A 26,974-nucleotide genomic window follows, 5' to 3' on the forward strand; every position below is an offset into this window, starting at 1 on the left:
CGGCTTTCACCCTAAATCATAAGGAAGGTGTGCAAATATCATGACTGAACCAGCCCTGATATTAAAAGATGTCTCTAAAACAATCAATCATACCCCTATTGTACAGTCAATTTCTTTCGATGTGAGAAAAGGCGAGATTTTCGGCCTTTTAGGGCCGAACGGCTCAGGAAAAACCACTATTTTCAGAATGATCGTACAGCTTATTAAAAAAACAGAAGGAGCCATTTCATTCAGAGGCAGACCGGACAGCGACTTTGAATATTTTATGAGACATATCGGGGTTATCATTGAAGGCCCGGATATGTATCCGAATATGACCGCTTTGCAAAACCTAAAATATTTTACTAAACTGCGCAGCACCTCGCTGCGAACGGATAACCTTATGAATACCCTTGCAAAAGTCGGACTAGAGCAGGCTGCCCGCAAAAAAGTGAAACATTTCTCATTAGGCATGAAACAGCGCTTGGGGCTCGCTTATTCTCTTCTTCACAATCCCGGATTATTAATTCTGGATGAACCGATGAACGGCCTCGATCCTAAAGGAATGAAAGAATTGCGCACCATTCTTTCCGATTTAGCGAAGCAAGGGGTTTCTATTTTATTATCAAGCCATTTATTGTCGGAAATGGAGGAGATTTGCGATAGGGTTGCCTATATTAAAAAGGGACGGATTTTAGGAATTGAAGACATGAAGAACAGACATGACCTTGGTCAGAAAAAGCTGTTTACCATCACGGTCGATCATCCGGCAAGGGCGAAAGAAATATTAGAGCAGGACGGTATTCTTCAAGTACAGCAAAAAGACAGCCGCATCATTGAATTGGAAGCGGAAGAAGATACCATCCCTTATGTCATTAAATCTTTGGCAGAGAAAGAGATTCTGATTTCCCGCGTTTCTGCAAGAACTTTGTCATTGGAAGAGAAATACATGATGATTACAGATCAGGAGGACGCGGTATGAGCATATTTCATCTGGCGCAGAACGAATTCATAAAAATAACCCGAAAAAAAGGCACACTTTTATCTCTTTTTTTCCTGTTTCTCATCGTTTTGCTGGCCGGCCTTATTATGAATCATGAGTTAGATGCTTCCTCGGATAACAATTGGAAAGAACGGCTTCTCGCCGAAAAAAAACAGGAAGAAATTGATAAACCCGCTGAAACGACAGGCGTTTATTATTCTGCTGATGTTAAGAATAAAGACTATTATTTGGAGCATAACATCAACCCTTATGAATGGAACGGCTGGAGGTTTTTCGGCACGGTTACTTCAAACGGGCTTGAGATTTTCGTCAGCTTGACCGCGATTTTAACCGTCAGCGGGGTTGTTTCTAAAGAGTTTGCCCTTGGGACGATTAAATTTATCGCTACAAGCCCGAACCGAAGATGGCGGATTTTAACATCGAAATTTCTGGCCTCCCTTCTGTTTACCGGTATGATTTACTTATTTTACTGTGTGAGCTGTTTGCTGATCGGCGGCGTGTTATTCGGTTTTTCCAATGCTTCATATCCGCTCGTCTATACTCATTTAAATGACAGTCTGTATACCATCAGTTCAATAAAAGCATCCGGAATCATTTTGCTTTTGCGTTTCATATCAATTATTAGCATTGTCACCATTGCGTTCACTTTGTCAGTATTGTGCAAAAGCCAGGCGCTCTCCCTTTGCTTATCTATTTTACTGCTGTTTGCCGGCAGTATATTGGGCGGAACTGATTTGCTTGCCCAATTTACGTGGTATAAATTTACGCTCTTTCCGCATTTAAACCTCGTTGCTTATGTAAATAAAAGCGCGGGTGATGCGATTTCAACGTTAAACATCCCCTATTCCGTGACAGTTATAGCGATCTACTTTCTTATTTGTTTATTGATTTCTTTTTCCGTCTTTCAAAAGAGAGACATTACAGCATAGACAGAGAGGCGGCGGCATAATGAGCGGACGGCAGGAAATATTGACGGTCCAGCAATTTGCCGCTGACCGCCCCTTGGTCCATCGCTAACGGATTCAAATAACCGAAGCTCCCGCTGCTTCGCTGCTGAAAGCGTAGAAATTCCCGCCCTTCCCGTATAAAAAGCGCCTCATCGAATCGGAGAAATTTCATAATGGCAGTGTATTTTGCAACGGCGTCAATGTGATACTTTCTGCACTCGGCTAACATTAAACCTGAAAAAGCAAAGTCTGATGTTTTGTACCATTCCGTGAGAAAAGGCTGCAATTCATTCATTTGCAAATAAGTGACGGCATAAAGGGCATCCGCCTGTTCTTGCTGGATGCCGCCCGGTGCCATGAGCAAATCGGCCTCACGTTTCATCCCGGTTTCTAAGAACACGATCAGTTCTTCCGGAGTCACCGCCCCAAAATAAGCCCCTAACACCATGAGGATCATAGAGGAGGGCTCTGATTTCAGTTCCTCTTGTAAACCGCGGACTATTTGTTCAAGTCCGTTATGAAAAAAGATGCTTTTTGCGGCATCTATCCTGCGGTACACATGATACGCATACGCGAACAGGACCGGATGGCATTCGTGTGTTTTTTCTCCGAAATAACGGTCTAGGAATAGAATAACTTCTTCTGTATCCTTTCTGCTTTCAAAATGATGACATGCCGCTAAACCGCAAAACAGATGCATGAGATCATCTGCTTCCATTTCTTCCGGCTGCAGCTGAATGTTCTTCCAAAAACCCAGCAGCCATTCTTCTGTTTTTTTTATATTAAAATGTTCCTTGACTATCTGCATGTTCCACACTCCAGATTCAGAATCTCAATCGCCGGCAGAAGAGCCGGAGCACAATAAATGGATGGATTCTCGTTATTTATATGATGAAGAGCCGCTTGACAGCCATAAAAAAATGGATCGATACACGATTGGATAAATAACATATTGCACAGCTGTTTCATTTTTCGGCTGCCGAGACAAAACACAAGCCATTTTTGAATGGACGCCTTCAAGCCGGGATGAAGCAGATGCTCTCCCTCATTCAAATGAAGAAGACAGTACTCGACAAACTCCAGCTCGTTTTCAGCTGTTCTTTTCCATGCGTCATGGAGCAAAGGCTGAAACATCGAATTCTTGTAAAAGCGCACTTTTTCATGGTCAGTTGACATTCCCAGCTCGCTCAGCAAACCGACGAATTCGGCGTATTTAAAATAAGGCCATTCTTTTTTTATAAGATAGCCGTTTTGCAATCCGTGACGTATGACCTGATCATCCGAATCCATTCCCTGCTTCTTTTTATAAGCTTTTGCCGTTAAATAGATATGAATCAACTCATTGACAATGGCCGTGTTACAGTGAAACAGATCTTCCCAGCATGACTTATCAACGAAAGCGGAGGCAATCCTTTCAGTATGTTCTTTTACAGCGGAAGAATGGCTCGTCTTCCTGTAGTACTTGCAGAAGCCGGCAAACAGCTGAATGCTCTTTTGATCCGGAAGCGATTGTTCAGCAAAAGATAATAAAAATTGATCTGTCTCTTCAGCTAATCTATTCAAGTTAATCGTTCCTTTCTGCTCTAAGACAGGCATGCGCGGCACCAGCGGCGACAAGTGTTGTATGATAGCAATGTTTGAACACATCTTCTCTTCGCTGTTCACCTGTCAAACCGGGTTTATGTTGATAGGTGATGCTCGGGACATTCCCCTCTTTCATTCGGCCCTGATAGATTTTATTCCAGGCTGCTTCATAGAGCGGTTTATGGTTGTCCTTATCCATGTTGATATGTAAAAAAGAGCTGCACATCAATAATTCGCTGGTAATATCTAAATTCTCAAGACAGATATAGATCCCGAGAAATTTCAGGACCTTTTCTTTTAAGGACGGCAGATGATACTCTTTATCCGTAAGCGAAGAACATCCCATGTCTGTTATATAAAAAATCGTATGAGTGATGCTGTACGCATCATGATCCGTCATATATGTATTTGGGATATCCTGACCAGCTGCTGTGTAGTGATATAAGTCAGAAAAATCCGTTATTTCTGAGGTTACGCCTGCTCTTTGCAGACTGTACTTCAGATCCATTTTCCGAAAGGGAACTTTAGCAAGGCTGCAATCAAAACGCGCTGCCGTGAATTTTTCCAGCTCCCATATCACCGAAGCCCGTGACGGGTGATCAGTCAAGGTAAGAAATTCACCCGCAATAGCCAATCCGGCGAGACCGTCCGGATCAAAATGAATAAATTCTTCAAGCTGATCATTACGGAGCCTTTCTGTAATAAACTCCGTTAAAACAGCAACTTCCTTATCATCTGCCTGATTTCTGATCAGGTAATTGGTAAGAAAAATGAGTTCTATAAATGTTTTAAGGCGCCACCTGAAATCATTCGCTACTTTATGATTCATATCAAAATAATGGATATTTTTAACAATCCATGACAGTGCTCCCCGCTTAATTTCTCTTATATACTCTTGTGTCACACTCTCACCGCCTCGTCTCAGATGTGTAGGCTCCAAACAGTGATTATCCTACTTTTGAGCGGCTAAATCAGAGAAATTCAAATTCGGGTTTTGATTGTCTTCTTGGCTCGGCACTACAAGCACCCACCCGCTCCAAGCGAAAGAATTGCCTGATTGTTCCGCATCTCCGGCTAACAAATGTGTCGGGATCGTGATTCTTTTTTCTTCTTTTATTTTTTTAAAGTTCATATCTCCATCTCCTTTATTTTATAGAATTATTTGGAACCTACATAAATATATTAATCAAATAAGGTATATAATGTAAACTAGTTTTGATATAACGATTCTTTTTCACTATAACTAAATAGTATATAATTACCAAAAACGAAAAAAGCCCGGACTTAGGGACTGACCCCCGTTTTTGAGACAGGGATCAAAACACCTTTAAGCAGCCAGCTGTCGGTATGTGACCGGCGGCTGGTTGTTTAGTTTCGTTTGAATACGAATGTTGTTATAATAGTGTATATAGGTTTCGACAGTTTGTTCTACGATGGTCGTCGTAGTGCTTTCCAACCTGTCGAGGTAGAACGTTTCAGACTTTAGTGAGGAATGAAACGATTCGATGGAGGCATTATCAGCGGGTGTCACTTTACGGGACATGCTCATGGTAATGCCTTTTGTTTTAACAGCTTTCTGATACTCATAAGATGTATAAACAGAACCTTGATCACTATGTAACACGCAGTTCTCTGGCAGTACGGGCAGCTGATCAAGTGTGTGTAAGACAAAATCTGTGTCCTGTCTATCGCCAATCGTAAAAGCAATCACTTCTCCATTGTATAAATCCAATATACTGGAAAGATACAATTGTTTCTGCCCATAAGGCAAATATGTGATATCCGTTACTAGCTTTTCCAGAGGGCGATCAGACTGAAAGTTCCGATCTAATATATTCTCGGCCACGGCATATGGCTGCCCATTCTTCTTGCGCTTTTTCACCTTAACCCGGCATTGCCACTGATTTTTCTGCATAATGCGCTGAACCGTTTTATGATTAATACGCATTCCCTTTTTTAATATGGCTGTGATTTTCCGATAGCCATATCGATACTTGTGTTCTCGGCACAACGTGCCGATTTGTTTTTCTAAATGGTATTTAGGGTTATCTTTCATCAGATTCTTCTTCCAACGATAATAAGATGCTCGTGAGATACCTAAATGAATACAGATATCCTGTATGGTCATTGTGCCGCGCAATGCTTCTACAAGCTCGACTGGCGTTTCGCTATCAGCTTCCTTTCCAATTCGTTGTACTTTTTTAACACTTCATTCTGTTGTCTCAGATAACGATTTTCTGCCTGCAGTTTCTCTAATTCGGAAGAATACTCTGGACCTTTTCCATAAGAATATTGCTTTCCGACAGGTTGTTCGAATCGATGTGTGTCCCCAGCTTTATACCACCTGACCCATGTCTGCACCTGCGTCTTATTCTTTATATTCAATTCCTGCATGATCTCCTTCACAGGCACGCCCGCCAATCTCATTTCTACAGCCTTCTGTTTGACTTCAACCGGATAACTCACTCTTGCCCTCATAGAAAAACACCTCCAAGTCTAATTTCGGATAACAACGATCCGTTTTCAAACTTGAAGGTGTTTTTTGTTTGTCTCATATTATGGGGTCAGTCCCTTAGTCCAAGCTTTCCTGCGTGCCGAACACCTTCTCATTCCGTTCCAGCATTCGGGTCAGATTTTTTTCAAATACCATTTCCTCTTCCGGCGATAATCCGGCTGCATACAGGCGTCCGCTGAGTTCCTTCAGTTCAGTCAAAAGCGCCAGCATTAAGTCCTGCACGGTAATGTCCGTTTGCAGCAATTCGCTTAATGAAGCCATCGTTTCGGGCCGGATATCGGGATATACGCCTTTTGTATCGTTGCTTTTGTCTTTTAAAGCGGCTTGATAGAAACGTCTGATCAGATCGGCGCGTTCGCTTCCGCTTTTATCGGCGCAGAGGTAAATCTGAACCGCGGTTCCGCCCCGCAGGCGTCTTTGTGAGATTCCCGCGAATTTTCGGCCGCCGATGCTGAGATCATAGCTGCCCGGACAGTACGATCCTTTAATTTCATATGCTTCAATTTCGGCATGGTGCGGACGCAGCATCCGCCGCACCAGCTCTGTCATCGCCTCGTAGCCTCTGTCGATGTCGATGCCTTTTTTCTCGTCTTCAAAAATAAGCGAGATATTCAATACGCCTTCGTCCAGTACGACGGCGAGGCCTCCGGAATTGCGGACAATGACACGGTAGCCTTCGTCCTCCAGCAATTTCACGCCGTCCTCTAAAAACGGCAGGCGCGTGTCCTGAATGCCGAGCACGATCGTCCGGTGGTGCACCCAAGAGCGTGCTGTCGCAGGCGATTCCCCTTTGCCTACGGAGGCGCACAGCGTATCATCCATTGCGAATGACTGCTTCGCATCAAAATAAGGGCCGAGGCTGGATTGGTCAATGATTCTCCAGCTCGGCTGCATCAGTAAATCAATCGGTTGCTTTCCCATCTATATTAAATCCCTTTCGTCATAGGCTTTCCATGCATTTATTATATCACTCCGCTTGTGATGATTGAAATTGGCTTTTCAAAAGAGCGATGAAGATTTCTTTGTTTTTTGTGTTCTCCATAATGGAAGATTGGATGATAGACAGTTTCCGTTTTAAGGAGAACCCTTTTATCTCAAGCACGGAAATGCTGCCGTGAAGCAGATCCTTTTGCAGCACGCTTTTTGACAGAACGGAAAGACCCATTCCGCTGATCACGGCTTCTTTGACGCCCTGGTTGCTGCTGATCGTCATCATGGATTTCGGCCGCAGTCCGTTTGATTGAAGGACGTGGTCTAAATATTCCCTCGTTCCCGAACCCTTCTCCCTCGTCACCCACGCTTGATTTTGCAATTCGGCAGCCGGGATGTTTTTTCTTCCGGCGAGCGGGTGTCCGTTCGGTGCGGCAATGCACAATTCATCCTCCATAAACGGCTGAATGTCCAGCTCGTTTTTCCCCGTATGCCCTTCAATTAATCCGATATCGGCTTGAAGCATCCGAACCGCTTCGCTGACCTCCTCCGTGTTTCCGATCATGACGTCCAGGTTCAGCTCGGGATACTCGTCATGAAGCTTTGCGAGAAGCGGCGGCAGAATATATTCGCCGATGGTAAAGCTCGCGGCGATTTTGAGCTTCCCTTTGACATAATGATGATGGGCGTAAATTTCGGATTTCGCCTGTTCGTACAAAAAGACCATCTGCTTGGCGCGCTGATAGAGAATGTCCCCCGTCGGCGTAGTCGTAAAGTGCTTCGGAGAGCGGTTCAGCAAGGCGGTTTGAAATTCTTTCTCCAGGTTTTTAATGTGAAGGCTGACGCTCGGCTGAGAAATCATCAGCTTCTGCGCCGCCTTTGTAAAGTTTTTTTCTTCCACGACGGCAATGAATGTTTTCAGTTCCCCATAATACAAAAAGCATCGCCCCTAATCATTATTTTTCCTAATCGTTTAGATCATATAAATATATTTTACTAATGATTAAGACCGCAGTAAAGTGGAGTTATCAAGATAATGGGAAGTGACTGAGATGAAGATGGTAAAAGGTGTTTCAGTTACCGCAGGAATTGCGTTTGCGGCTTTCTATGTCAGCCGCCTGCCGTTTTTGCATATGTTCGGAATGCTTGTCCTTGCCATGCTGATCGGCATGCTCTGGCGCGCCGTATTCGGACAGCGGGCGGCATTAGAGCCGGGGATCGCGTTCTCAAGCAAATACTTGCTGAAAGCAGGCATCATCCTGCTTGGTATGAGACTGAATCTGGCGGATATCTATCATGCGGGCTGGCACGTATTTGCAATTGCCGTCTGCTGTATGATGTTTGCGGGTGCCGTTGTATACGGACTGTCCCGGCTGTTCCGTATAGATCAGACACTCAGCACGCTGACAGCCTGCGGCACAGCGATCTGCGGAGCGGCTGCCATTGCCGCGATCGCGCCGCAGATCAGATCAAATGAAAATGCAGCCGCCATCAGCGCGGCCGCCGTTTCGTTATTAGGAACCGTTTTTACTGTTGTATATTCTCTTGCTTATCATGGATTGGGCTTTTCTCCTGCGGCTTACGGAGCCTTTTGCGGGGCAACGCTTCACGAGGTGGCGCATGCGGCGGCGGCCGGCAGCGCCGGAGGAAAAGCAGCCGTCGAGATGGCGGTGATCGTCAAACTGACCCGGGTCGCGCTGCTCGTCCCGGCCGCATTCATGCTCGGAATGCGGGCGCGCCGCAGCGGAAAGTCAAAGACGGCTTCTGCCGCTTCGCTCCCCATTCCTTGGTTTATCTTCGGATTTCTCGGAATGAGCGCCATCCATACATCAGGCGTTATTTCAGCCTCGTTTTCCGCGTTTCTTGTTCAAGTGTCTTATGTTTTAATCGGCATGGCGATGGCGGGTCTCGGTTTGAAAGTCCATATATCGGCGTTTCGTCATAACGGCTGGCGGGCGCTCGCAGCAGGCTTGATCGGTTCTCTCTGTTTGTCCCTGTTCGGCTGGGCCGCAGTGACGTTTTTTCTATAAAAAAATGCCGGCCCTCGTAAAGGCCGGCTTTTGCGGATTACAGCGCTTGAGCAGCCGTAATTAACGCAAGATTGTAGACGTCTTCCGCATTACATCCTCTGGAAAGATCGTTTACAGGCATATTCAATCCTTGCAGAATCGGTCCGACCGCTTCAAAGCCGCCTAAGCGCTGAGCGATTTTGTAGCCGATGTTTCCTGCTTCAAGGCTTGGGAATACAAATACATTCGCGTCTCCTTTAATGTCGGAGTCCGGCGCTTTTTTCTCCGCGACAGACGGCACAAATGCAGCGTCGAATTGGAATTCGCCGTCAAGCGTAAGCTCAGGCGCCTTTTCCTTCGCAATTTTCACGGCTTCAGCCACTTTGTCCGTCTCGTCTGATTTCGCCGATCCTTTTGTAGAGAAGCTGAGCATGGCAACGCGCGGGTCAATGTCAAACATTTGAGCCGTATTGGCGCTTTCAATGGCGATTTCGGCAAGGTCCTGGCTGTCAGGAGCAATGTTGATCGCGCAATCAGCGAACACATACTGCTCGTCACCGCGGGCCATGATGAAGACGCCTGATGTTTTTTTCACGCCTTCTTTTGTTTTGATGATTTGCAGTGCAGGGCGCACCGTATCAGCAGTAGAATGTGCAGCTCCGCTGACAAGTCCGTCTGCGAGACCTTTGTACACAAGCATCGTGCCGAAATAGTTTTCGTCCAGCAAAGCTTTGCGGGCCTGTTCTTCCGTCGCTTTGCCTTTGCGGCGTTCTACGAAAGCCTGAACGAGTTCTTCCATGCCTTCATATGTATGCGGGTCAAAAATGTCCACGCCGTCAAGCGTAAGATTTAATTCTTTCGCTTTTGCTTGAATGTCTTCTTTATTGCCGACCACGATCGGCTTTAATACCTTGTTGCCCGCCAAGTTGTTGACCGCAACCAGGATACGTTCGTCCAACCCTTCAGGAAATACGATTTTCACATCTTTTCCTGCGACTTTTTCTTGTACTTTTGTAAATAAATCTGCCACGATATACCCTCCTCTATGTTGACAAAAAACGCTTACTTTTACAGCATACTCTTCTTCCAGCTAAATTCAAATAACCAACTTCTATTATAGCGCTTTCAAAAAGAAATCTTATTTTTCTAACTAATTTAATTGACCGTTTGTTCACGGCATAGTTTCTGACACAAGGCTTAGGATTATTCAAGGTTTCTCCACAGCCGAAACGGTTAAACTGTGATATAGTGAAGGCATCAATGTAATGAAAAGATATAGGAGTGAAGATACATGAGTGAGCAGCAAAAAACGAACGAAGCCGCCCAAACGCTTGACGGCTGGTACGCGCTTCACGATTTCCGCACAATGGACTGGACGTCATGGAAGATGTTATCCAGCGATGAGCGCCTGTCGATTATTCACGAATTTACGGGACTGCTTGAAAAATGGGGCGTCGCCCAAAAAGAAGGCAAAGGCTCGCAAACGATCTACAGCATCGTCGGACAGAAAGCTGATTTTATGCTGATGATTCTTCGCCCGACAATGGAAGAGCTGAACGAAATCGAGCTTGAATTTAACAAATCAAAGCTTGCTGAATTTACAATCCCGGCTTATTCTTACGTGTCCGTGGTTGAGCTGAGCAACTACCTCGCAAGCGGAGAAGGCGATCCGTATGAAAATCCGCATGTCCGCGCCCGCCTGTATCCTGAGCTGCCGGAAGCGAAATACGTCTGCTTCTATCCGATGGATAAAAGAAGAAGCGGCAATGACAACTGGTACATGCTTTCTATGGATGAACGCAGAAACCTGATGAGAAGCCACGGCTTGATCGGACGGAGCTATGCCGGCAAAGTCAAACAGATTATCACGGGATCTGTCGGTTTTGACGATTACGAATGGGGCGTCACGCTCTTCAGCGATGATGTGCTTCAGTTCAAAAAACTTGTTTACGAAATGCGCTTTGATGAAGTCAGCGCGCGCTACGGCGAATTCGGTTCATTTTTTGTCGGAAACCGCTTGTCTCTCGACACGCTTCCGAAGTTTTTGCACGTGTAATAACCACCCGCCTGTCCGGCGGGTTTTTTCTTTGTCAGAATTTAATTAAAATTTGCTATTTTTATCATTTTTTTTTACGATGTAAAGGAGATTCCATTTTGGTAAAGGGGTGCAGACAGTTGTCAAAACGAACCGCATTTATTATGGGAGCCAGTCAGGGGATCGGCAAAGCGATCGCTCTGAAACTGGCGGACAATGGCTTTCATACCGTCATTAATTCACGAGTTCCCGAAAATATCGAATCGGTAAAAGAAGAGATCCTCGCCAAACATCCGGATGCGGGCGTCACCGTTCTGGCCGGGGATATGTCGGACCAGAAGACAAGAGCCGGCATTTTTGAAGAGATCAGATCACAATGCGGACGGCTTGATGTATTGATCAACAACATTCCGGGCGGCTCGCCGGATACCTTTGAAAACTGCGATATAGAGGATATGACAAATACCTTTACGAATAAAACAATCGCCTATATCGACTCTATGAAAACCGCCGCAGCAATCATGAAACAGCACGAATTCGGCAGAATCATTAATATCGTCGGAAACCTATGGAAAGAACCCGGCGCCAATATGTTTACCAACAGCATGATGAACGCCGCTTTAATTAATGCCAGCAAAAACATCGCCATTCAGCTTGCGCCTTTTCACATTACTGTCAACTGTCTGAATCCCGGGTTTATCGCCACAGACCGTTATCACCAATTCGTGAAGAATGTCATGAAGCAAAACGGCATTTCTAAAGCGGAAGCGGAAGAACGGATTGCATCAGGCGTCCCGATGAAGCGTGTCGGAACTGCGGAAGAAACCGCGGCGCTGGCTGCCTTTCTTGCCTCTGAAGAAGCCTCCTATATTACCGGACAGCAAGTATCAGCCGACGGCGGCAGCATGAAAAGCATATAATAAAAACATCCCGCTCTCAGCGGGATGTTTCTTGTAATGAAGGAAAGGACAAACCGAGCTTTTGAATCCGCAGCACGAATTCCCTTAAATCGCCCTGCTTGGCCACCATTGATATTCTGACATAACGCTTTCCGCCGCTGCCGAAAATCTCGCCGGGCGTCACGACAACATGGGCATGCTCCAGCAGATAGTCCGAAAACTGGTGTGAAGACTCGAATTCATTCGGAATTTCAGCCCATACATAAAAAGTCCCTTTCGGTTTTTCAATGCTCCAGCCTAATTCCTTTTCACATAACGCCGTGAAAAAATCAATCCGTTCTTTATATGTGCGCTTCAGACGCTCCGTATGCTCAGGATTTCCTGACAGCGCCGCCGCTGCCGCCTGCTGAAGGCCGCCGAACATGCCGACGAAGACGTGATCCTGAAACTCATTGACCGCCTGAATGATTTTCTCATTCCCCACGGCAAATGCCATTCTCCAGCCTGCCATATTGAAGGTTTTCGAAAATGAATAAAGCTCCGCGCCGACCGTTTTCGCTTCTTTCGCCTGAAGAAAGCTGGCCGGGTTCTGATCAAATTCGAACGCGCCGTATGCAAAATCGTGAATAAGGTGGATGTCATGTTTTTTTGCAAACGCTGCCGCTTTTTCATAAAACGCCTGATCCGCAGTCGCGCCCGTCGGGTTATTCGGGTAATTCAAAAACATCAGCTTGGCTTTTTTCAGGACGGCGGGATCAATCCGCTCAAAATCCGGCAGATAGCCGTTTTCCGGATGAAGCGGCATCTCATGCAGCTCCGCTCTGGCCATTGTAATGCCCGATAAATACTCAGGGTAGCCGGGGTTCGGGACTAAGGCGATATCGCCGGGATTCAGCAGGCATTGCGTCAAAACGTACAAACCAGCTTTCCCTCCGCCGAACAGCGCGACTTCTGTCTCCGGATTGACCGATACCCCGTACTCTCTCTCATAAAATTCCGCGATGGCTTCTTTCAGAAACGGATAGCCTCTGAACGGGCCGTATCCGTGATACGAAGGATTCAGCGCAGCCTCCCGCAATGTTTCAACGATATGCGGCGGTGTGGGGAGATCGGGATTCCCCTGCCCGAGGTTAATGATCTGGGCTCCCGTTTTCTCCATCTCTTTTACCTTTTGAAAAACGAGCGAAAATTCCTGTTTCGGAAGTGTCTTGATGACGTCGGACGGTATGATTTCCATCTGAAAGGCTCCTTATAAATGAATTTGCTCTGATTCGTTATTCCGTTCTGAAAAGGATTTATTGACCAGTTTTGTATGCAGAAACAGCCCGCTGACCAAAAGGACGATAAACGCCATGATGACTGCCGCGTCTACAATGTTGATCAGCATGGAACCGACGGCGATGCACAATCCGATGGAGGCCTCCGCCACCGAAAAGATCCGGCCCTGAATCTGGTTCGCCGCGTTCTCCTGAACTTTGACCTTCGCCAGCACTTCACCGTATTCCATTGCGATAAAGAAAAGAATGGCGGCAATGACTGACACGGCGAAAATCGGGGTAAACAAAAACAGCGCAAGCGAGACGATCGATAACACTGTAAAATACATCAGCCCTTTATTGTTGTTAAAGCCCCATTTGCTGACAAGAGCGGCGCCGATAAAGCCGCCGAAGCCGATACAGAACGTCAGGACGAAATTGCCGATTTCACCGTCCCCTAAAAAGCGGCTGACAATCGGGAAATAGCTGTAGACGACACCCCACAAAAGCGCCATCGTAATCATCGTGAACATGGCATTTAACACAAAAGCATTTGTTTTGATTTCCTTCAGGCCTTCTTTAAACGACTTAAAAGCTTCTCTCACGTTTTCTGACTGAATCGGCACGTATTGAAGCTTAATGCGGCTGATGAAAAACGCGGAGACAAGATAGGTCACCCCGTTAAACGCGACGGCAAGCTCCACAGAACCGCCTAACAGAAAAAGTCCGCCGGCTGCAGCGCCGACAATAATCGAAATCGTCGTGGCTTTTGCAAACAAAGTGTTGATATTTTTAATATCCGCTTCTAAAGACGACATGACCGCGAGACGTGCCGGGTTAAAAAACACGCCGCTTCCGTAAGAAACAAACAGCAGCGCCAGAAAAAGCAGCGGATATTCGCCTTTCGGGAGAAATGTCAGCCCCAAAAAGATGACACCTCTGATCACATCCGTCCACAGCATGATTTTCACCCTGTCGAGCCGGTCCACGAGCACGCCTAAAAACGGCTGAAACACCATCGGAATACTGCGGACCGCGATGACGCCGGACGTCACCCAGTAGTCGTGATAGTATGTAGACAAAATGAGCAGGGCCGGGAGAACGCAATAGTCTCCCATAAACGAAAGCGCCTGCCCGAAAAGCAAATACTTAGAGTTCGGTTTCAGCTGTTTCATACCGGTAACGCATACTTTGCAGTCAGCTTCGCCTGCTGCTGAATTTGTTTGATTGATTCGGCCACGTCACCCGAATTGCTTCCTTTCAGCTCGAACGCCGCAATGCTGTTGAACGCTTCGAACAGCCGCAGATCCACGGATGTACCCGCCTCGGCCGCCGAGAAAGAAACGATTTCGGTGTCTCCCTTTAAGACGCCGTCCGGAATGTCAATGCTTTCAATGACGAAATCGACAGCCGTCTCAGGCAGCTGGCCGTTTTCTTTGAAATGCTGAGGATACAAGTGGCAGTCGGCGACATAGCATGGCTCCTGCTCCAATAATCCTTTCGGCAGATCGGCTTCTTTTCCGAAACAGAGAACATCCAATAACAGCTGCGCCATATCGACGCCGAAGACCTTTTTAATATTCGGAATCATGTTCCAGCCCGCAAATCGTGCCGCTGATTCAATCAGTCCGGCTTCCCGGTTTTTCATTAATTTAATCTCTGTATGGGTTGCGCAGTTTTCGAGGCCGAGTCCTTCATTCGCCTTTTTGGCTGCTTCGACGATTTTCCGCTTCGCGTCATCATCCAGGATGGACGGCGTAATATGCGATGTCTCCGTGAATCCGATTTGCGGTGTTTTATCATGAATCGCGACAGGGAAGTATTCTCCGTCGGCCATGATGCCTTCTATGCTGATATAGTCGGAATAACCGCTTGTTTCGTACCAGTCGTCATACTCGCCCTGCAAAAATTCTTCCGCGATAAACGGCGCTTCAAACGTGACCGCTTTCGGTACGTTGATCGACTTCAGGTATTCATTGACTCTGTTAAATTCGGCTTCTGCCGTTTCCCTCTCTTTGATGAGCGTCACGCCGATGGAGCTCGCCAGATATGTAGGCTTCAGAATGAGCGGCGTTCCGATTTCCTGAAGCGCGGCGCGGAAATCTTCCAGCGTCGTCACCCGTTTGTTTTTGATAGACTTGACGCCGGCCCGGTTGAAGGCGGCTCTCATTTTGTTTTTATCTCTGGCATTTTCAGCGGCCTGTACGCCCGCTCCCCGCAGGCCGAGACGTTCACACGCTTTTGCCATCGGAGCGATAAACAGTTCATTGTTGGTCGTAATGGCGTCAACCGCGAACATGCCGGCCACCTTGACGATTTCTTCGACTACTTCTTCCTCAGGTTTGTCATGATCTTCATGAGCCCAGTAAATCGAATCGGGATGCTCAAAATCAGCCAGACTCTTAAAATAGTCTTTATCTTTTATGACCGCGACCGAGTATTTTTCAATTAATGCCGCATGAGAGGCTGTAATTGCAAAAGGTCTCGGAATAAAGCTGACGAGGTTGTATTTTTCGGCTGCGCTTTTGTAAAACATATGCGGCGGGCATCCCCCAAGGTCAGCGATAACCAATACTGTTTTTCTCTCCATATGTAAACACTCCTTCTCTATTGTGCGGTGTATCCACCGTCTGCGGTGATCGCGCTTCCGGTCATATAGCTTGATAAATCCGACGCAAGAAACAGCATGACGTTCGCTATTTCTTCAGGCTTGCCGAGTCTCAGCAGCGGATTGACTTTCGCTTTTTCTTTTTTGATTTCTTCAAGCGTGCCTTCGTTGTTTTCAAGAAACGACTTTTCATTCAAAGGTGTGTCAATGATTCCCGGGCACACGCAATTGACGCGGATGTTGTGTTTGGCGTAATCGACAGCCATCGAACGCGTCAGCTGCAATACGCCGCCTTTAGAGGCGTTATATGCGGGAATGTCGGGCCATGCAACGACTCCTCCGACGGAGCACGTGTTAATGATATTGCCCTTGCCGCTTTTGAGCATATACTTGAGCGCGTGCTTGCTCATAAGAAACATGCCCGTCAGATTGACGTTGAGCACCTTGTTCCAATCGCTCAGCTCCATCTCATGAATCGGGGCGACAATTTCGATGCCGGCGTTATTGATTAACACGTCCAATCCGCCGAACTTGTCCGCCGCTGACCGGATGGCGTTTTGACATGCCGGCTCATCTGTAATATCCGTCTGCACAAAATGCAGCCTGTCATTGTTTTCTTTCCTGATCATCGCTTCTCCCTGCGCCTCATCAATATCCGCGACGACCACATTCGCCTGCTGATTCAGAAACGCCTGAACCGCGGCATAACCGATGCCTGATGCGCCCCCTGTGATGAGGACGGTTTTATCCGTCAGGTTCATGACTCTTCCGCCTCTAATTTTTTCGCTTTTGCTCTGTTATAGCGCGGAGGGAAAAAGATATTGACTGATTTTGAATCTTTTTCAAATCTGTTGATGGCGCCGTGATCTTCTCTCGGATCGCAGAAATAAGCTGTGCCGAATGTCATATCCACTTTGCAGCCTTCAATGGTCATATCATAGCCGCCGCCGATGCAGATGCCGATCTGTTCATTGCGGTGTTTATGGAACGGCATTTCTCCCCCGTTGCCCGGAATGTTGGCAAGCATGATTTCCACCCAGTCTTCCACGAAGAACGTGACTTCCATCCCAGGCAATAAGTCTCTTGTTTTAAAAATATTCAAAAAATAATCTTCAGGGCTTGTGTAGGTTTCACCGGCTTTCAGGCGTTTAATATCAATGGCGATCACTTCTTGATCCGTCTCATTTCTTGCGCCGTGAGGCACATTAGGAGGCGCGATATAGGCTGATTCCAGCGCTGTCATCTTTCTTGTGACATCTCCGACAGTCATGGACAGCTCGCCTGAAACGACAAGGCCGATTTGGACTTCCTTATGCTGATGCGGTTCCACGTTTGTATGCGGCGGAACGTAAGAAAGCAGAACTTCCGTATCTCCTCTGACGGACGAATATTGTCTTACTCCGTTATCCCATTCTATTAATTTAGGCGTCGGGAAATAAAGTTCCTGCAAATCTTGTTCAGTTTTCATCATGAATCTCTCCTTTTCCAAATAATGACCAGCTCATGGGAATGCTTTTAAATGTTTTGACAAAGTGAAGGCCGTACTTTTGTCTGGCCAGCTCATTTGTCAGCGCGATGTCGGACAAACCGTCCTTCACTCTTTTCGCGGCTGCGCTCGTTGAGTTCACCAGATCAAACGTGACATCTTTACGGGTAAAATACTTAATCAAATTGATAGGAGACGGGTGGGATACGATGACAGTCTGATCAAGCATGTCATCCGTATATTCAAAACCGGGCCGGACAGCCAGGCCGTACATCGGGGTGTCGCACCTGAAAATTTGCAGAAGCTGCAGATCCGGTCTCATGTAGAAGTGCTTAATGCCGTCATACGCGTGAGGCACAATTGTGTATTCCAGCGGACTTTGAAGCGTTTTTTCAATGCACGATTCAAATGTATCATGCAGTGATAATTTGCTGTTCACCCCTTGGAGAAGGGTAAAATTGGTGATGAAGTTTTTTGCTGCGTACTCACTGCTTGTCCCTTCAGGACCGAGCGTGTTGATCGTAATCAGTTTGGATATTGAATAAGCCTTGCTTTTCGTTTGAATGCTATTATCCAATATAATCATGAGCACCAACCAATCTGTTAAATTTTAAGTAAATATTATCCATAGACGTTCAAGCTGTCAATATTATTTGAAAATATTGATAATTATTCCTATATATTAAAAAACACCTTAAGATATAAGGTGTTAAAAATTAACATTTGCAAAATTATAGAAACTTTATTTTACCGATACAATGATTGGTCGGCCTGATGCTCATATTTCCCATACCTTCTGTATGCGAAAACGCTGAGGACAAAGCCGATGAGGGTGACGGCCGCACAAATAAATCCGACAGCTGCATATCCGTATCCGACATAGACCGGACCCATGACAGCAGAACCCAAGGTGACGGCCAAATTGGACGCCAGGCTGTAAAATGCCATGATTTTGCCCCGGCGGCTCTGTGAGCAATCACTTAAAATGGTGCTGAGCAAGGTCACCGTCAGGCTTTGCATCAATCCCCAGACGAATAACCCGATGACCAAAAACGGCATTGATGACGGCGCATAGGCGAGACAGGAAAGCCATATGCTGATCACGGCCAATGCCGCCATCAAAGAGCGCATTTTCCCCGCCTTATCTGCGATTTTTCCGGTGAACACGCTCATGGAAAAACCGATTCCGTACACCATGATCAGCAGCCCTGAAGCTGTATTCCCCCCCGGCAGCACGCGGTGAAGATATGTGCCGAGAAAGGAATACATGCCGTAAAAACCGATCATGTTGCAAAAAGTGATCGTGAGGTATACAGGGACACGGGGCACCTTCAGCGCATCCCGGAAAGTGCCTGCCTGCCGTCCGTTTTCCTCTTCTGTTTTATCCCCATCCGTCGTGCTGCGGCGCGCCTCAATGAAAATGAGCGAAGCAACGAGGACAGACATGAGGGCGAAAATCCAAAACGTCCACCGCCAATTTAAAACGCCGCCGATAAAAGAGCCGATCGGAACGCCGAAAATCAAAGCGAGCGACCAGCTTGACACGATCAGACCCATCACCTTGCCGCGGTACGCATAAGGCACACGGTCGCCGACCACCGCATAAGCTGTCGGCACAAACGCACCCGCCGCAAGCCCGGAAAGCGCCCTGCCCAGAAAGAAGAAAAAGAGATTGTGCGCCAGCGCGCAGATCACCGTGCCGGCCGTAAATATAAGGAGCCCCGTCATCAGGCTGAGTTCCCGGGAATATTTATCTCCCAGCGGAACGAGAAGCGGCGCGCCGATAAAAATCATCAATCCGTAAATACTGATGGAAAGCGCCAGCACACTGACATCCGAGCTGAAAGCCCGCGCTAAATCCGGAAGCAGCGGAGAAATCACCAGCTCTTCAGAACCGGCGGCAAATACGCCTAATGTCAAAGCAAGCGCGAGACAGATCGGAAATCGGCGTTTCGTTTCGATGTGATCGGTTTGTTTGCTGTTCATGCTCTTTGAACACCTCTTCCGTAAAACTTTTCTACCTTTTGTTGTTTTATAGTTTAGCATCCTTATATTTCATTTTACATTTCACATGAAAACTAATTCCAATTTTTTATTTACATTCAGATTTTAAATAAAATATTTAGTTTGTATTCAATAAATGATATAAAATACGCCGTCCGGTTATGCTATAGTGATAGAATCATTTGTTAAGGTGGGGGTCATGGAATGAATAACGCTGATTCAAAGGCCGCCCGCGCAGGCCTCGGCATGGTACTGATTCTCGGGACGCTCGCTTCATTCGGGCCGCTTTCGCTCGATATGTATCTGCCCGCTTTGCCTGAAGTGGCGGCCGATCTTCATACGACAGCGTCACTTGCGCAGCTGAGCCTGACGTTTTGTCTTTTGGGGCTGGCGGTCGGGCAGATCGTTGTCGGGCCGTTCAGTGATATGATCGGGCGCCGGAAGCCGCTCATTCTGTCATTGCTGCTTTATACGCTGTCTTCTTTATTATGCGCCTTCAGCCCTTCTGTTTCGTTTTTAATTGTCATGAGGTTTATTCAAGGATTCACCGGGGCGGCCGGAATCGTCATCGCACGGGCGTCCGCACGCGATATGTATTCCGGAAAAGAATTGACGGCTTTTTTCTCATTACTGATGCTCGTCAATGGGGCGGCACCGATTTTAGCGCCGATTACAGGGGGATTTATCCTTCAGTTTGCCGGCTGGAAAATCGTATTTGTCGTGCTGGCGGTGATCGGCTGTATCATTACTGCCGCCGTGCTTACGGCGTTGCCTGAATCACTCCCGCCGGAAAAGCGGACAAGCGGCGGACTCCGGGAGACGCTGATGACGTTTCGGGGCCTGCTTGGCGACCGGATGTTTATGGGATTTGCGCTCAGCCAGGCATTTGTGATGACCGGCATGTTCGCATATATTGCCGGGTCGCCGTTTGTACTGCAAAACATCTACGGCGTATCGGCGCAAATGTTCAGCCTGCTGTTCGCCGTAAACGGTGCGGGAATCATATGCGCCACCCAAATCACCGGACGGATGGCCAAAACACATGATGAACGGAAGCTGTTTGTCTCCGGGCTGTTGATCGCCGTCATCGGAAGCATCGCTTTGCTTTTATCACTTGCGTTTGGTTTAGGCCTGACGGCGGTCTGCATTTCTTTATTCATCATTGTTTCTTCTGTCGGGATCGTCACGACGACGGGATTTTCTCTGGCTATGCAGAAACAGGAGAAAGGCGCGGGAAGCGCTGCGGCTCTTCTCGGACTCCTGCCCTTTATCGGCGGTGCGGCTGCCGCTCCCCTTGTCGGGATTGCCGGAGAAGAAAATGCCTGGCCGATGGCCGTCAGCATTTTCGGTTTTGAGTTCTTTGCCGTTCTATCCTATGTGCTGTCGGCCAAACGAAAAACAAAGTAAAGCCCGCCGCTTTTTGCGGAGGGCTTTTTTTCTTATCCGGCAGCGCCTTTTTTCGAAGAAGCCGGCTCACGATTCAGGCGTTTTTTAATACCGAAGTGATAATACGCGTAACAGATGATCATCAGCGGGACGCCGCAGTACAGACCGATACGCTGGTCGGGGATAAAGATGAGACTGATTAAGATAAGACCGTAAACCGAAAATCCGAGAATCGGCACGATCGGATAAAGAGGCGTTTTAAATGCCAGGTCTTTCAGATTTCCTCCTTCAGCGAGAAAGCGTCTCCGGAAAACGAATTGTGAAGCGCAGATTGACATCCACGCGACGACGGTAATCATACCGGAGATGGAAATGAGCCACACATACACCGTTTCAGCCGCGAATACACTTGTCAGCAGGGATAAACCGGAGATAGCGATGGTGATGGAAAGAGCTTTCAGAGGCACGCCTTTTTTCGTCAGTTTCGTTAAGGAAGCGGGACCCATCTTAGTTTTTGATAGGGACCACATCATTCTGGACGAAGCGTACAGCCCGGAATTCGCCACCGACAGCATGGCGGTCAGGATGACAAAGTTCATGATATCAGCCGCATAGGGAACGCCGATTTTATCCAGCACAGCCACAAACGGGCTTTCGATGACGCCTGCCGTTTGGTACGGCAAAATGGACACGAGAACAAACATCGCCAGCACGAAGAAAAACAGCGTCCGCCATATGACGTTTCGGATTGAGCGGGGAAGCGTCTTTTCCGGATTTTCGCTTTCTCCCGAGGCGATTCCGACCAGCTCGGTGCCCTGGAATGAAAAATTCACCATGACAAGGGTAAACAGCACGGCTTGGGCACCGTTCGGGAAAAGCCCTTTGTCCGTCGTAAAGTTTGACAGATACGGAGCCGTCTGCCCGCCGTTAAAACCGACAAAGCCGAATACCGCAGCGCAGCCGAGAATAATAAACAATACAATGGCCATGACCTTAATGCTGGAAAACCAAAATTCCATTTCCGCAAAACTCCGCGCAGACAGCGCGTTAATGGAAAAAATGACGACGCCGAATACAAGGCACCACACCCAAATCGGAACGGCCGGAAACCACCGCTGCATTAAAATTCCCGCCGACGTCAGTTCAAGCCCCACTGTATTGGCCCAGCTGAATGCGTACATCCATCCGATCGTAAAACCCGTCGACGGCCCAAGAAACTTTGCCGCATACGCCTGAAATGATCCTGCGACCGGCATGGCGACCGCGAGCTCCCCCAAACAAAGCATCACCAGATACATTAAAAATCCGCCGATCACATAAGCCAATATCGCGCCGATCGGTCCCGCTTCACTGATCGTAAAACCGGAGCCCAGAAAAAGCCCCGTCCCGATCACGCCGCCGAGGGCGATCATAAACAAATGCCGGCCCTTCATCGTGCGCTGCAATTCAGTTTGATTGGTATCTCCCTGCATATACATCCCCCTTATTCCGTTATGTCAGCCATTTGTGCGTATGTCTAATCGGTAGCTGTGCAAAAGGTGCATTGTTGTCTGCTGAATGAGTTCCGGCAGCACATGGAATGTGTACGGCTTGTACACGCGTTCCGTCCATTTATGGCCGTCCTTTCCGTATACCCCTATATTGACCGACGGAATATTCAATTCCCTGATTTCTTTAAAAGGAATCGTCCCGATGACATCCCAGCCCGGAAAATTATCGGTAAAGGCGGAGACCTCCTCGTCTGTTTCATGCAGCGATAAAAAGCTTCCGTCCGCTAAATAAGGGAAAAACTTTTTAAAGGCGAATGTTTCTCCGGTTGACGCCGCTGTTTTATCGACCGCTTCTTGAATGACATGCTGCAAAAGCCGGTCCCGTGTGCTCTCTTCTTTCAGATAATTGTGCGGAAGGTAAGGCGGCGCATAGAAAATAATGACCTTGGCTCCCTGCTCAGGATCGAGTTTTTGCAGTTCCTCGACGGCTTTAAAGCATCTCATCCGCAGTTCAAGATGTTCATATGTTTGAAATGCCTGCCCGATACACTGTGCAGGGTCTATCCCGCGGCTTCTCAGCCTTTTCAGGTAATCTTCCAGACTGTACACTTGAACGTTCCATGACATCTCTTTTTTCGGCAGGCTCGTTCTCTCACAGTATTCGTCGTAATAATCAGATAATTTTTGTTCTGTCTCTTTGCAGGCTTCGTCAGCCACGGCGGTCAGCTGATCCATGACTTCTTTGGCGGTTTTCTCGTAAATAAAATAATTAAAATAGACATAGCTGCTGACGGCGGTCTGCACGTTATACGCTTCCTTGTTGTCACGCTGGTACAGGCAGGTCGGCGGAAGCACAAGCTCCCCTTCAATGTTTTCCGCCATATGAATATTGTTGTGAATTCTTCTGGTGATTTCTGACGCGATCAAATTCGGATCGATGCCGGACAGCGTATCACCGACATGCACCTCCCGCCCGTAAATCGCAAAGCAAGGCAAAAGCTTCCCTGCCGCGCCCGTGTAGATGTACCTTGTCGTGTCACCCTCATACAGCGGGGTGATAAAATCGTTATTAATCGCTGCTAAATAACGAAGCTGCTTTTCTTGTTTCAGCCGTTTTAATTCAGAAATGCTGGTTAAAATGCCGGAATGCTGGCTTTCTTCATCCGGGTTTGCCATGAACAGAATATGGCCCGGCAGCTGATCACGCCGTTCAGAAAAGTGAAGCAGATTGGCGAGATGAACGGCAATACCGCTCTGCATATCAACCGAACCCCTTCCGAACATCCACTCGCCTGAGCGGGCGTCCCGCTGCACATCCCGATCAAATTCATAGTTTGAGAAATACTCCGCGAGACGGTCGGAATCAAAAGCGATATCTTTTAAAGGGCCGAAATCCTCGATGCCGACCGTATCAAGATGAGCGTGATAAATGACCGTATTCAGGCTTTCGCCGTTTCCCTCAATAAATGCGAAAATATTTTTGCGGCCGTAAGGGTCCTCAGGAATCGCCTGCTCCCACACATGTGACGGATTCTCCTGAAAGTAGGGAAAGCTCTTGATCATATCTTTGATATAGTCGGCTTTTTTTCCTTCTCCCAATGTGCCGTTGATGCTGTTTAACGCCACCAGTGATTTCGTAATGGCTTCTATTTTCTCCTCCGGAAGCATTTTGCTGAGCTGCTGATACATATTCCATCCTCCTTACCCTCATATAGAGAAAATAGCGCGACTCTCTTTTTCATCGCGCTATTTCCGAAAGATTAATAGGCTTCAGACGTTGTTTTTGCCTGCATATGAAGAATCAGATAGTCAGGTCCTCCTGCTTTTGAATCGGTTCCTGACATATTGAAGCCGCCGAACGGCTGGTATCCGACAATCGCTCCCGTACAGCCGCGGTTGAAGTATAGATTTCCGACGTGAAAATCTTCGCGGGCGCGTTCAATGTGCGCGCGGGTTTTTGATAACAGAGCGCCCGTCAGTCCGTAATCGGTATTATTGGCAATCTCAAGCATATGGTCGAAATCACGGGCTTTTGAGATCGCGACGACCGGCCCGAAAATTTCCTCCTTCATCAGGCGGGCGTTTTCATCAACATCCGCAAAAATGGTCGGCTGAATAAAGTATCCTTTTGAATCATCACCTTCGCCTCCCGTCAGGAGTTTTCCTTCTGTTTTGCCGATTTCGATATAACTCATGACTTTATTATAAGATGCTTCGTGGATGACTGGCCCCATGTATGTATCAAAATCTTCCGGACTTCCGACGGTGAGTGATTTTGTTAAAGCGACGGCTTTTTCAACAACTTCATCATAGACGTCCTGATGGATGACCGCACGGGAACCGGCTGAACATTTTTGGCCTGAGAATCCGAAGGCGGAATACACGATTGAGGAAGCGGCAAGATCAAGATCAGCATCTCTGTCTACAAGCACCGTATCTTTCCCTCCCATTTCGGCAATGACCCGTTTCAGCCACTTTTGGCCCGGCTGTACTTTTGCGGCGCGTTCATAAATACGGCATCCGACCGCGCGGGAACCTGTAAACGACACAAATCTCGTCTTCGGATGCTCAACCAGATAGTCGCCGATTTCTCCTCCGTCGCCCGGTATGAATTGGAGCACGCCGTCCGGCAGGCCCGCTTCTTTCATCACTTCAACGAATTTCGCCGCCACGACAGGCGCCGCATCCGCCGGTTTCAGCAGTATCGTGTTGCCTGTTACGATGGCTGCCGCCGCCGTTCCCGCCATGATCGCAAGCGGGAAGTTGAATGGAGAAATGACGATTCCCACCCCAAGCGGCTCATAGTGATACTGATTATATTCTCCGTCACGGCTCTTTACAGGAGAACCGTCTTTCAGTTTCAGCATCTGACGGGCGTAATACTCTAAAAAGTCGATCGCTTCCGCCGTATCCGCATCCGCTTCCTTCCACGGTTTTCCCGCTTCTTTCACTAGATACGCGGAGAATTCGTGCTTTCTTCTGCGGATGATCGCCGCCGCTTTAAACAGCACATTCGCGCGGTGTTCCGGCCGTACTTTTTTCCATGTTTGAAATGCCTGCAGCGCAGCCTGCATGGCCTTTTCCGCAAGTTCTTTTCCGGCGGCCGATACAGAACCGATCACTTCTTTTTTATCTGCCGGATTGACGGAAATGATCTTTTTATCCGTTTCAATCGCTTCACCGTTGATGATAAGCGGATAATGCTTGCCGAGCTGTGAATTCACATAAGCCAGCGCTTCCTGAAACGATTGTTTATTTGTCTCTTCCTGAAAATTTGTAAATGGTTCGTGTGCGTATGAAACTGTCATTAGAATTCCTCCCCGTATTTTGTAATGTGTGCTCACGCTTTATGAAGATGCAAGAAGCATACCAGCATAGCAATTTGTGATAAAAATAAGAAAATCTTTGCCGAAAGCGGACGAAGCTTGTCCGAATCTGTCAGCTGTAATCTGAAAACGCAAAGAAATTTTGCGATCAGCTATATAACTGATGCAAAATCTCTTTGCGGATAACACTTATACCCAGCCGCGGAACCGGGCCGCTTCAGCCGACTTTCTGATGCCCGTCATATAGGCGGCCAAACGCATATCGACTTTGTGGATATGCGCTGTCTGATAAATGGATTCAAACGAATTCACCATGACGCTGCGCAGTTTTCCGGCGACTTCCTCCTCAGACCAGTAAAAGCCTTGATTATTTTGCACCCATTCAAAATAAGACACCGTCACGCCGCCGGCGCTTGCCAAAATATCCGGCACGAGAAGCACGTCTCTTTCATTCAGAATTTTCGTGGCATCTATCGTTGTCGGGCCGTTTGCCGCCTCCACAATGATTGAGGCTTTAATGTGATGGGCGTTTTCAGCCGTAATCTGATTGGAGATTGCGGCAGGCACGAGAATATCACAGTCCTTTTCCAGCAGCTCCCTGTTCGTTATGACATCCGAGAAGAGATTCGTCACCGTGCCGAAGCTGTCCCGCTTATCCAGCAGGTAATCAATGTCAAGGCCGTCAGGGTCATACAAAGCGCCGTGGGCGTCTGAGATGCCGATCACCTTGGCGCCGGCGTCATGCATAAATTTAGCGAGAAAGCTCCCCGCATTTCCGAACCCCTGAATGATGATCCGCGCATTTTCCAATGGAATCCCTTTTTTCTTAACGGCTTCCTCAATACAAATCGTGACGCCTTGCGCGGTCGCCGTCTCCCGCCCCTGTGAACCGCCGAGAACGATCGGTTTGCCCGTAATGAATCCCGGTGAATCAAATTCTCTCAGGCGGCTGTATTCGTCCATCATCCATGCCATAATCTGCGAGTTGGTATATACGTCGGGAGCCGGAATATCCTTTGTCGGACCGACGATCTGGCTGATCGCACGCACATATCCGCGGCTCAGCCGTTCCAGCTCTCCGAATGACATCGTCCGCGGATCACAGATGATGCCGCCTTTTCCGCCCCCGTAAGGAAGATTTGTGATGCCGCATTTTAAAGTCATCCAGATGGAAAGCGCCTTAACCTCTTCTTCACTGACTTCCGGATGAAACCGCACGCCCCCTTTTGTCGGGCCGACTGCGTCATTATGCTGTGAGCGGTAGCCCGTGAAAACCTGTACTGAGCCATTGTCCATTTTGACAGGGATGCGGACGGTTAAAAGCCGCATCGGCTCTTTCATCAGTTCATACATATTGTCAGGATAGCCCAGTTTGCGCAGGGCCTCTTTTATGATCGATTGTGTTGACAAGAACAAATTAAGAACTTCTTTTTCTTCATCTTTCTGATTGCTTTTAGAAAGCGGGTTGGCTGACATGTTTATCACCTCATCGTATTTTACGTGTAAGCTTCAATTAC

Annotated in this window: 25 protein-coding genes; 6 read left to right on the forward strand and 19 right to left on the reverse strand. The window is 47.6% G+C overall.

Annotated elements, in window-relative coordinates; translation table 11 throughout:
• Positions 1-40: 40 nt before the first annotated feature.
• Together NYE42_RS18775 and NYE42_RS18780 are read left to right on the forward strand one after the other, a co-directional pair.
• Entirely contained in the window at positions 41-961 is a 921-nt protein-coding gene (locus NYE42_RS18775; protein WP_241457740.1) for an ATP-binding cassette domain-containing protein, read from the forward strand.
• Entirely contained in the window at positions 958-1,911 is a 954-nt protein-coding gene (locus NYE42_RS18780; RefSeq protein WP_014419138.1) for an ABC transporter permease, read from the forward strand. The genes NYE42_RS18775 and NYE42_RS18780 overlap by 4 nt, the downstream gene beginning before the upstream one ends.
• On the opposite strand, the gene NYE42_RS18785 is transcribed toward NYE42_RS18780, so the two are convergent.
• From NYE42_RS18785 to NYE42_RS18815, 7 genes are all read right to left on the reverse strand, one after another.
• Positions 1,901-2,737 carry a hypothetical protein gene (locus NYE42_RS18785; protein WP_095284539.1) on the reverse strand — a complete coding sequence of 279 codons (837 nt, stop codon included), beginning with the start codon at positions 2,735-2,737 and terminating at the stop codon, positions 1,901-1,903. The genes NYE42_RS18780 and NYE42_RS18785 overlap by 11 nt on opposite strands.
• Positions 2,728-3,525, reverse strand: coding sequence for a hypothetical protein (locus NYE42_RS18790; RefSeq protein ID WP_241457742.1), 798 nt, complete (start codon positions 3,523-3,525; stop codon positions 2,728-2,730). Before NYE42_RS18790 ends, NYE42_RS18785 begins: the two co-directional genes overlap by 10 nt.
• The gene (locus NYE42_RS18795) at positions 3,494-4,417 is read right to left on the reverse strand and encodes a hypothetical protein (protein WP_015240789.1); all 924 of its coding nucleotides are present in this window, start codon (positions 4,415-4,417) and stop codon (positions 3,494-3,496) included. Before NYE42_RS18795 ends, NYE42_RS18790 begins: the two co-directional genes overlap by 32 nt.
• Positions 4,418-4,465: 48 nt before the next feature.
• The gene (locus tag NYE42_RS18800; protein WP_003151018.1) at positions 4,466-4,645 is read right to left on the reverse strand and encodes a hypothetical protein; all 180 of its coding nucleotides are present in this window, start codon (positions 4,643-4,645) and stop codon (positions 4,466-4,468) included.
• Between the two features lie 195 nt (positions 4,646-4,840).
• A protein-coding gene (locus NYE42_RS18805) for an IS3 family transposase (protein WP_352426640.1) occupies positions 4,841-5,991 on the reverse strand; the annotation gives its coding sequence in 2 pieces (ribosomal slippage) (positions 4,841-5,718 and positions 5,718-5,991; 1,152 coding nt in all).
• Between the two features lie 94 nt (positions 5,992-6,085).
• Entirely contained in the window at positions 6,086-6,949 is an 864-nt protein-coding gene (locus NYE42_RS18810; RefSeq protein WP_007407665.1) for a biotin/lipoate A/B protein ligase family protein, read from the reverse strand.
• A 46-nt stretch (positions 6,950-6,995) separates the two neighbouring features.
• Complete coding sequence (locus NYE42_RS18815; RefSeq protein ID WP_003151014.1) at positions 6,996-7,895, reverse strand: LysR family transcriptional regulator; 900 nt, start codon at positions 7,893-7,895, stop codon at positions 6,996-6,998.
• 115 nt (positions 7,896-8,010) lie between these two features.
• Between NYE42_RS18815 and NYE42_RS18820 the strand changes: the two genes are divergently transcribed.
• Positions 8,011-8,988, forward strand: coding sequence for a putative sulfate exporter family transporter (locus tag NYE42_RS18820; protein WP_020957986.1), 978 nt, complete (start codon positions 8,011-8,013; stop codon positions 8,986-8,988).
• A gap of 37 nt (positions 8,989-9,025) precedes the next feature.
• On the opposite strand, the gene pta is transcribed toward NYE42_RS18820, so the two are convergent.
• On the reverse strand, positions 9,026-9,997 hold the full coding sequence (gene pta, locus NYE42_RS18825; protein WP_003151012.1) for a phosphate acetyltransferase: 972 nt from the start codon (positions 9,995-9,997) through the stop codon (positions 9,026-9,028).
• 261 nt (positions 9,998-10,258) lie between these two features.
• On the opposite strand from pta, the gene hemQ reads away from it, so the two are divergent.
• Both hemQ and NYE42_RS18835 read left to right on the forward strand, forming a co-directional pair.
• Positions 10,259-11,023 carry a hydrogen peroxide-dependent heme synthase gene (hemQ, locus tag NYE42_RS18830; protein ID WP_003151011.1) on the forward strand — a complete coding sequence of 255 codons (765 nt, stop codon included), beginning with the start codon at positions 10,259-10,261 and terminating at the stop codon, positions 11,021-11,023.
• A gap of 119 nt (positions 11,024-11,142) precedes the next feature.
• Entirely contained in the window at positions 11,143-11,922 is a 780-nt protein-coding gene (locus NYE42_RS18835; protein ID WP_007407669.1) for an SDR family oxidoreductase, read from the forward strand.
• A gap of 16 nt (positions 11,923-11,938) precedes the next feature.
• On the opposite strand, the gene NYE42_RS18840 is transcribed toward NYE42_RS18835, so the two are convergent.
• The 7 genes from NYE42_RS18840 to NYE42_RS18870 form a co-directional block, all read right to left on the reverse strand.
• Positions 11,939-13,138 carry a pyridoxal phosphate-dependent aminotransferase gene (locus NYE42_RS18840; RefSeq protein ID WP_021494772.1) on the reverse strand — a complete coding sequence of 400 codons (1,200 nt, stop codon included), beginning with the start codon at positions 13,136-13,138 and terminating at the stop codon, positions 11,939-11,941.
• A gap of 12 nt (positions 13,139-13,150) precedes the next feature.
• Complete coding sequence (locus NYE42_RS18845) at positions 13,151-14,332, reverse strand: MFS transporter (protein WP_352426641.1); 1,182 nt, start codon at positions 14,330-14,332, stop codon at positions 13,151-13,153.
• Positions 14,329-15,747 (reverse strand): ATP-grasp domain-containing protein, encoded by a 1,419-nt coding sequence (locus NYE42_RS18850; RefSeq protein ID WP_007407672.1) that lies wholly within the window; start codon positions 15,745-15,747, stop codon positions 14,329-14,331. Before NYE42_RS18850 ends, NYE42_RS18845 begins: the two co-directional genes overlap by 4 nt.
• A 17-nt stretch (positions 15,748-15,764) precedes the next feature.
• Positions 15,765-16,526, reverse strand: a complete 762-nt coding sequence (gene bacC, locus NYE42_RS18855; protein WP_007407673.1) for a dihydroanticapsin 7-dehydrogenase — start codon at positions 16,524-16,526, stop codon at positions 15,765-15,767.
• Entirely contained in the window at positions 16,523-17,233 is a 711-nt protein-coding gene (locus tag NYE42_RS18860; protein ID WP_032869426.1) for a cupin domain-containing protein, read from the reverse strand. The genes bacC and NYE42_RS18860 overlap by 4 nt, the downstream gene beginning before the upstream one ends.
• Positions 17,223-17,837: a bacilysin biosynthesis protein BacA gene (locus NYE42_RS18865; RefSeq protein ID WP_015418458.1), complete on the reverse strand. Its 615-nt coding sequence runs from the start codon at positions 17,835-17,837 to the stop codon at positions 17,223-17,225. The genes NYE42_RS18860 and NYE42_RS18865 overlap by 11 nt, the downstream gene beginning before the upstream one ends.
• 161 nt (positions 17,838-17,998) lie before the next feature.
• The gene (locus NYE42_RS18870; protein ID WP_085341589.1) at positions 17,999-19,237 is read right to left on the reverse strand and encodes an MFS transporter; all 1,239 of its coding nucleotides are present in this window, start codon (positions 19,235-19,237) and stop codon (positions 17,999-18,001) included.
• 222 nt (positions 19,238-19,459) lie between these two features.
• On the opposite strand from NYE42_RS18870, the gene NYE42_RS18875 reads away from it, so the two are divergent.
• A complete protein-coding gene (locus NYE42_RS18875; protein ID WP_033574367.1) occupies positions 19,460-20,662 on the forward strand; it encodes a multidrug effflux MFS transporter in 1,203 nt (400 codons plus the stop codon).
• Between the two features lie 32 nt (positions 20,663-20,694).
• Here NYE42_RS18875 and NYE42_RS18880 read toward each other — a convergent pair whose 3' ends face one another.
• The 4 genes from NYE42_RS18880 to NYE42_RS18895 all read right to left on the reverse strand — a co-directional run bounded on the left by NYE42_RS18880 (position 20,695) and on the right by NYE42_RS18895 (position 26,933).
• The gene (locus tag NYE42_RS18880; RefSeq protein WP_032868187.1) at positions 20,695-22,113 is read right to left on the reverse strand and encodes an amino acid permease; all 1,419 of its coding nucleotides are present in this window, start codon (positions 22,111-22,113) and stop codon (positions 20,695-20,697) included.
• 24 nt (positions 22,114-22,137) lie between these two features.
• Positions 22,138-23,820 (reverse strand): M20/M25/M40 family metallo-hydrolase, encoded by a 1,683-nt coding sequence (locus tag NYE42_RS18885; RefSeq protein ID WP_031378578.1) that lies wholly within the window; start codon positions 23,818-23,820, stop codon positions 22,138-22,140.
• A gap of 71 nt (positions 23,821-23,891) precedes the next feature.
• Positions 23,892-25,439, reverse strand: a complete 1,548-nt coding sequence (gene pruA / locus NYE42_RS18890; protein ID WP_015418463.1) for an L-glutamate gamma-semialdehyde dehydrogenase — start codon at positions 25,437-25,439, stop codon at positions 23,892-23,894.
• Between the two features lie 207 nt (positions 25,440-25,646).
• Positions 25,647-26,933 (reverse strand): Glu/Leu/Phe/Val dehydrogenase, encoded by a 1,287-nt coding sequence (locus tag NYE42_RS18895; RefSeq protein ID WP_352426642.1) that lies wholly within the window; start codon positions 26,931-26,933, stop codon positions 25,647-25,649.
• Positions 26,934-26,974 lie beyond the last annotated feature (41 nt).

Source organism: Bacillus sp. FSL K6-2865 (assembly GCF_040311405.1).
GTDB lineage: Bacteria > Bacillota > Bacilli > Bacillales > Bacillaceae > Bacillus > Bacillus velezensis.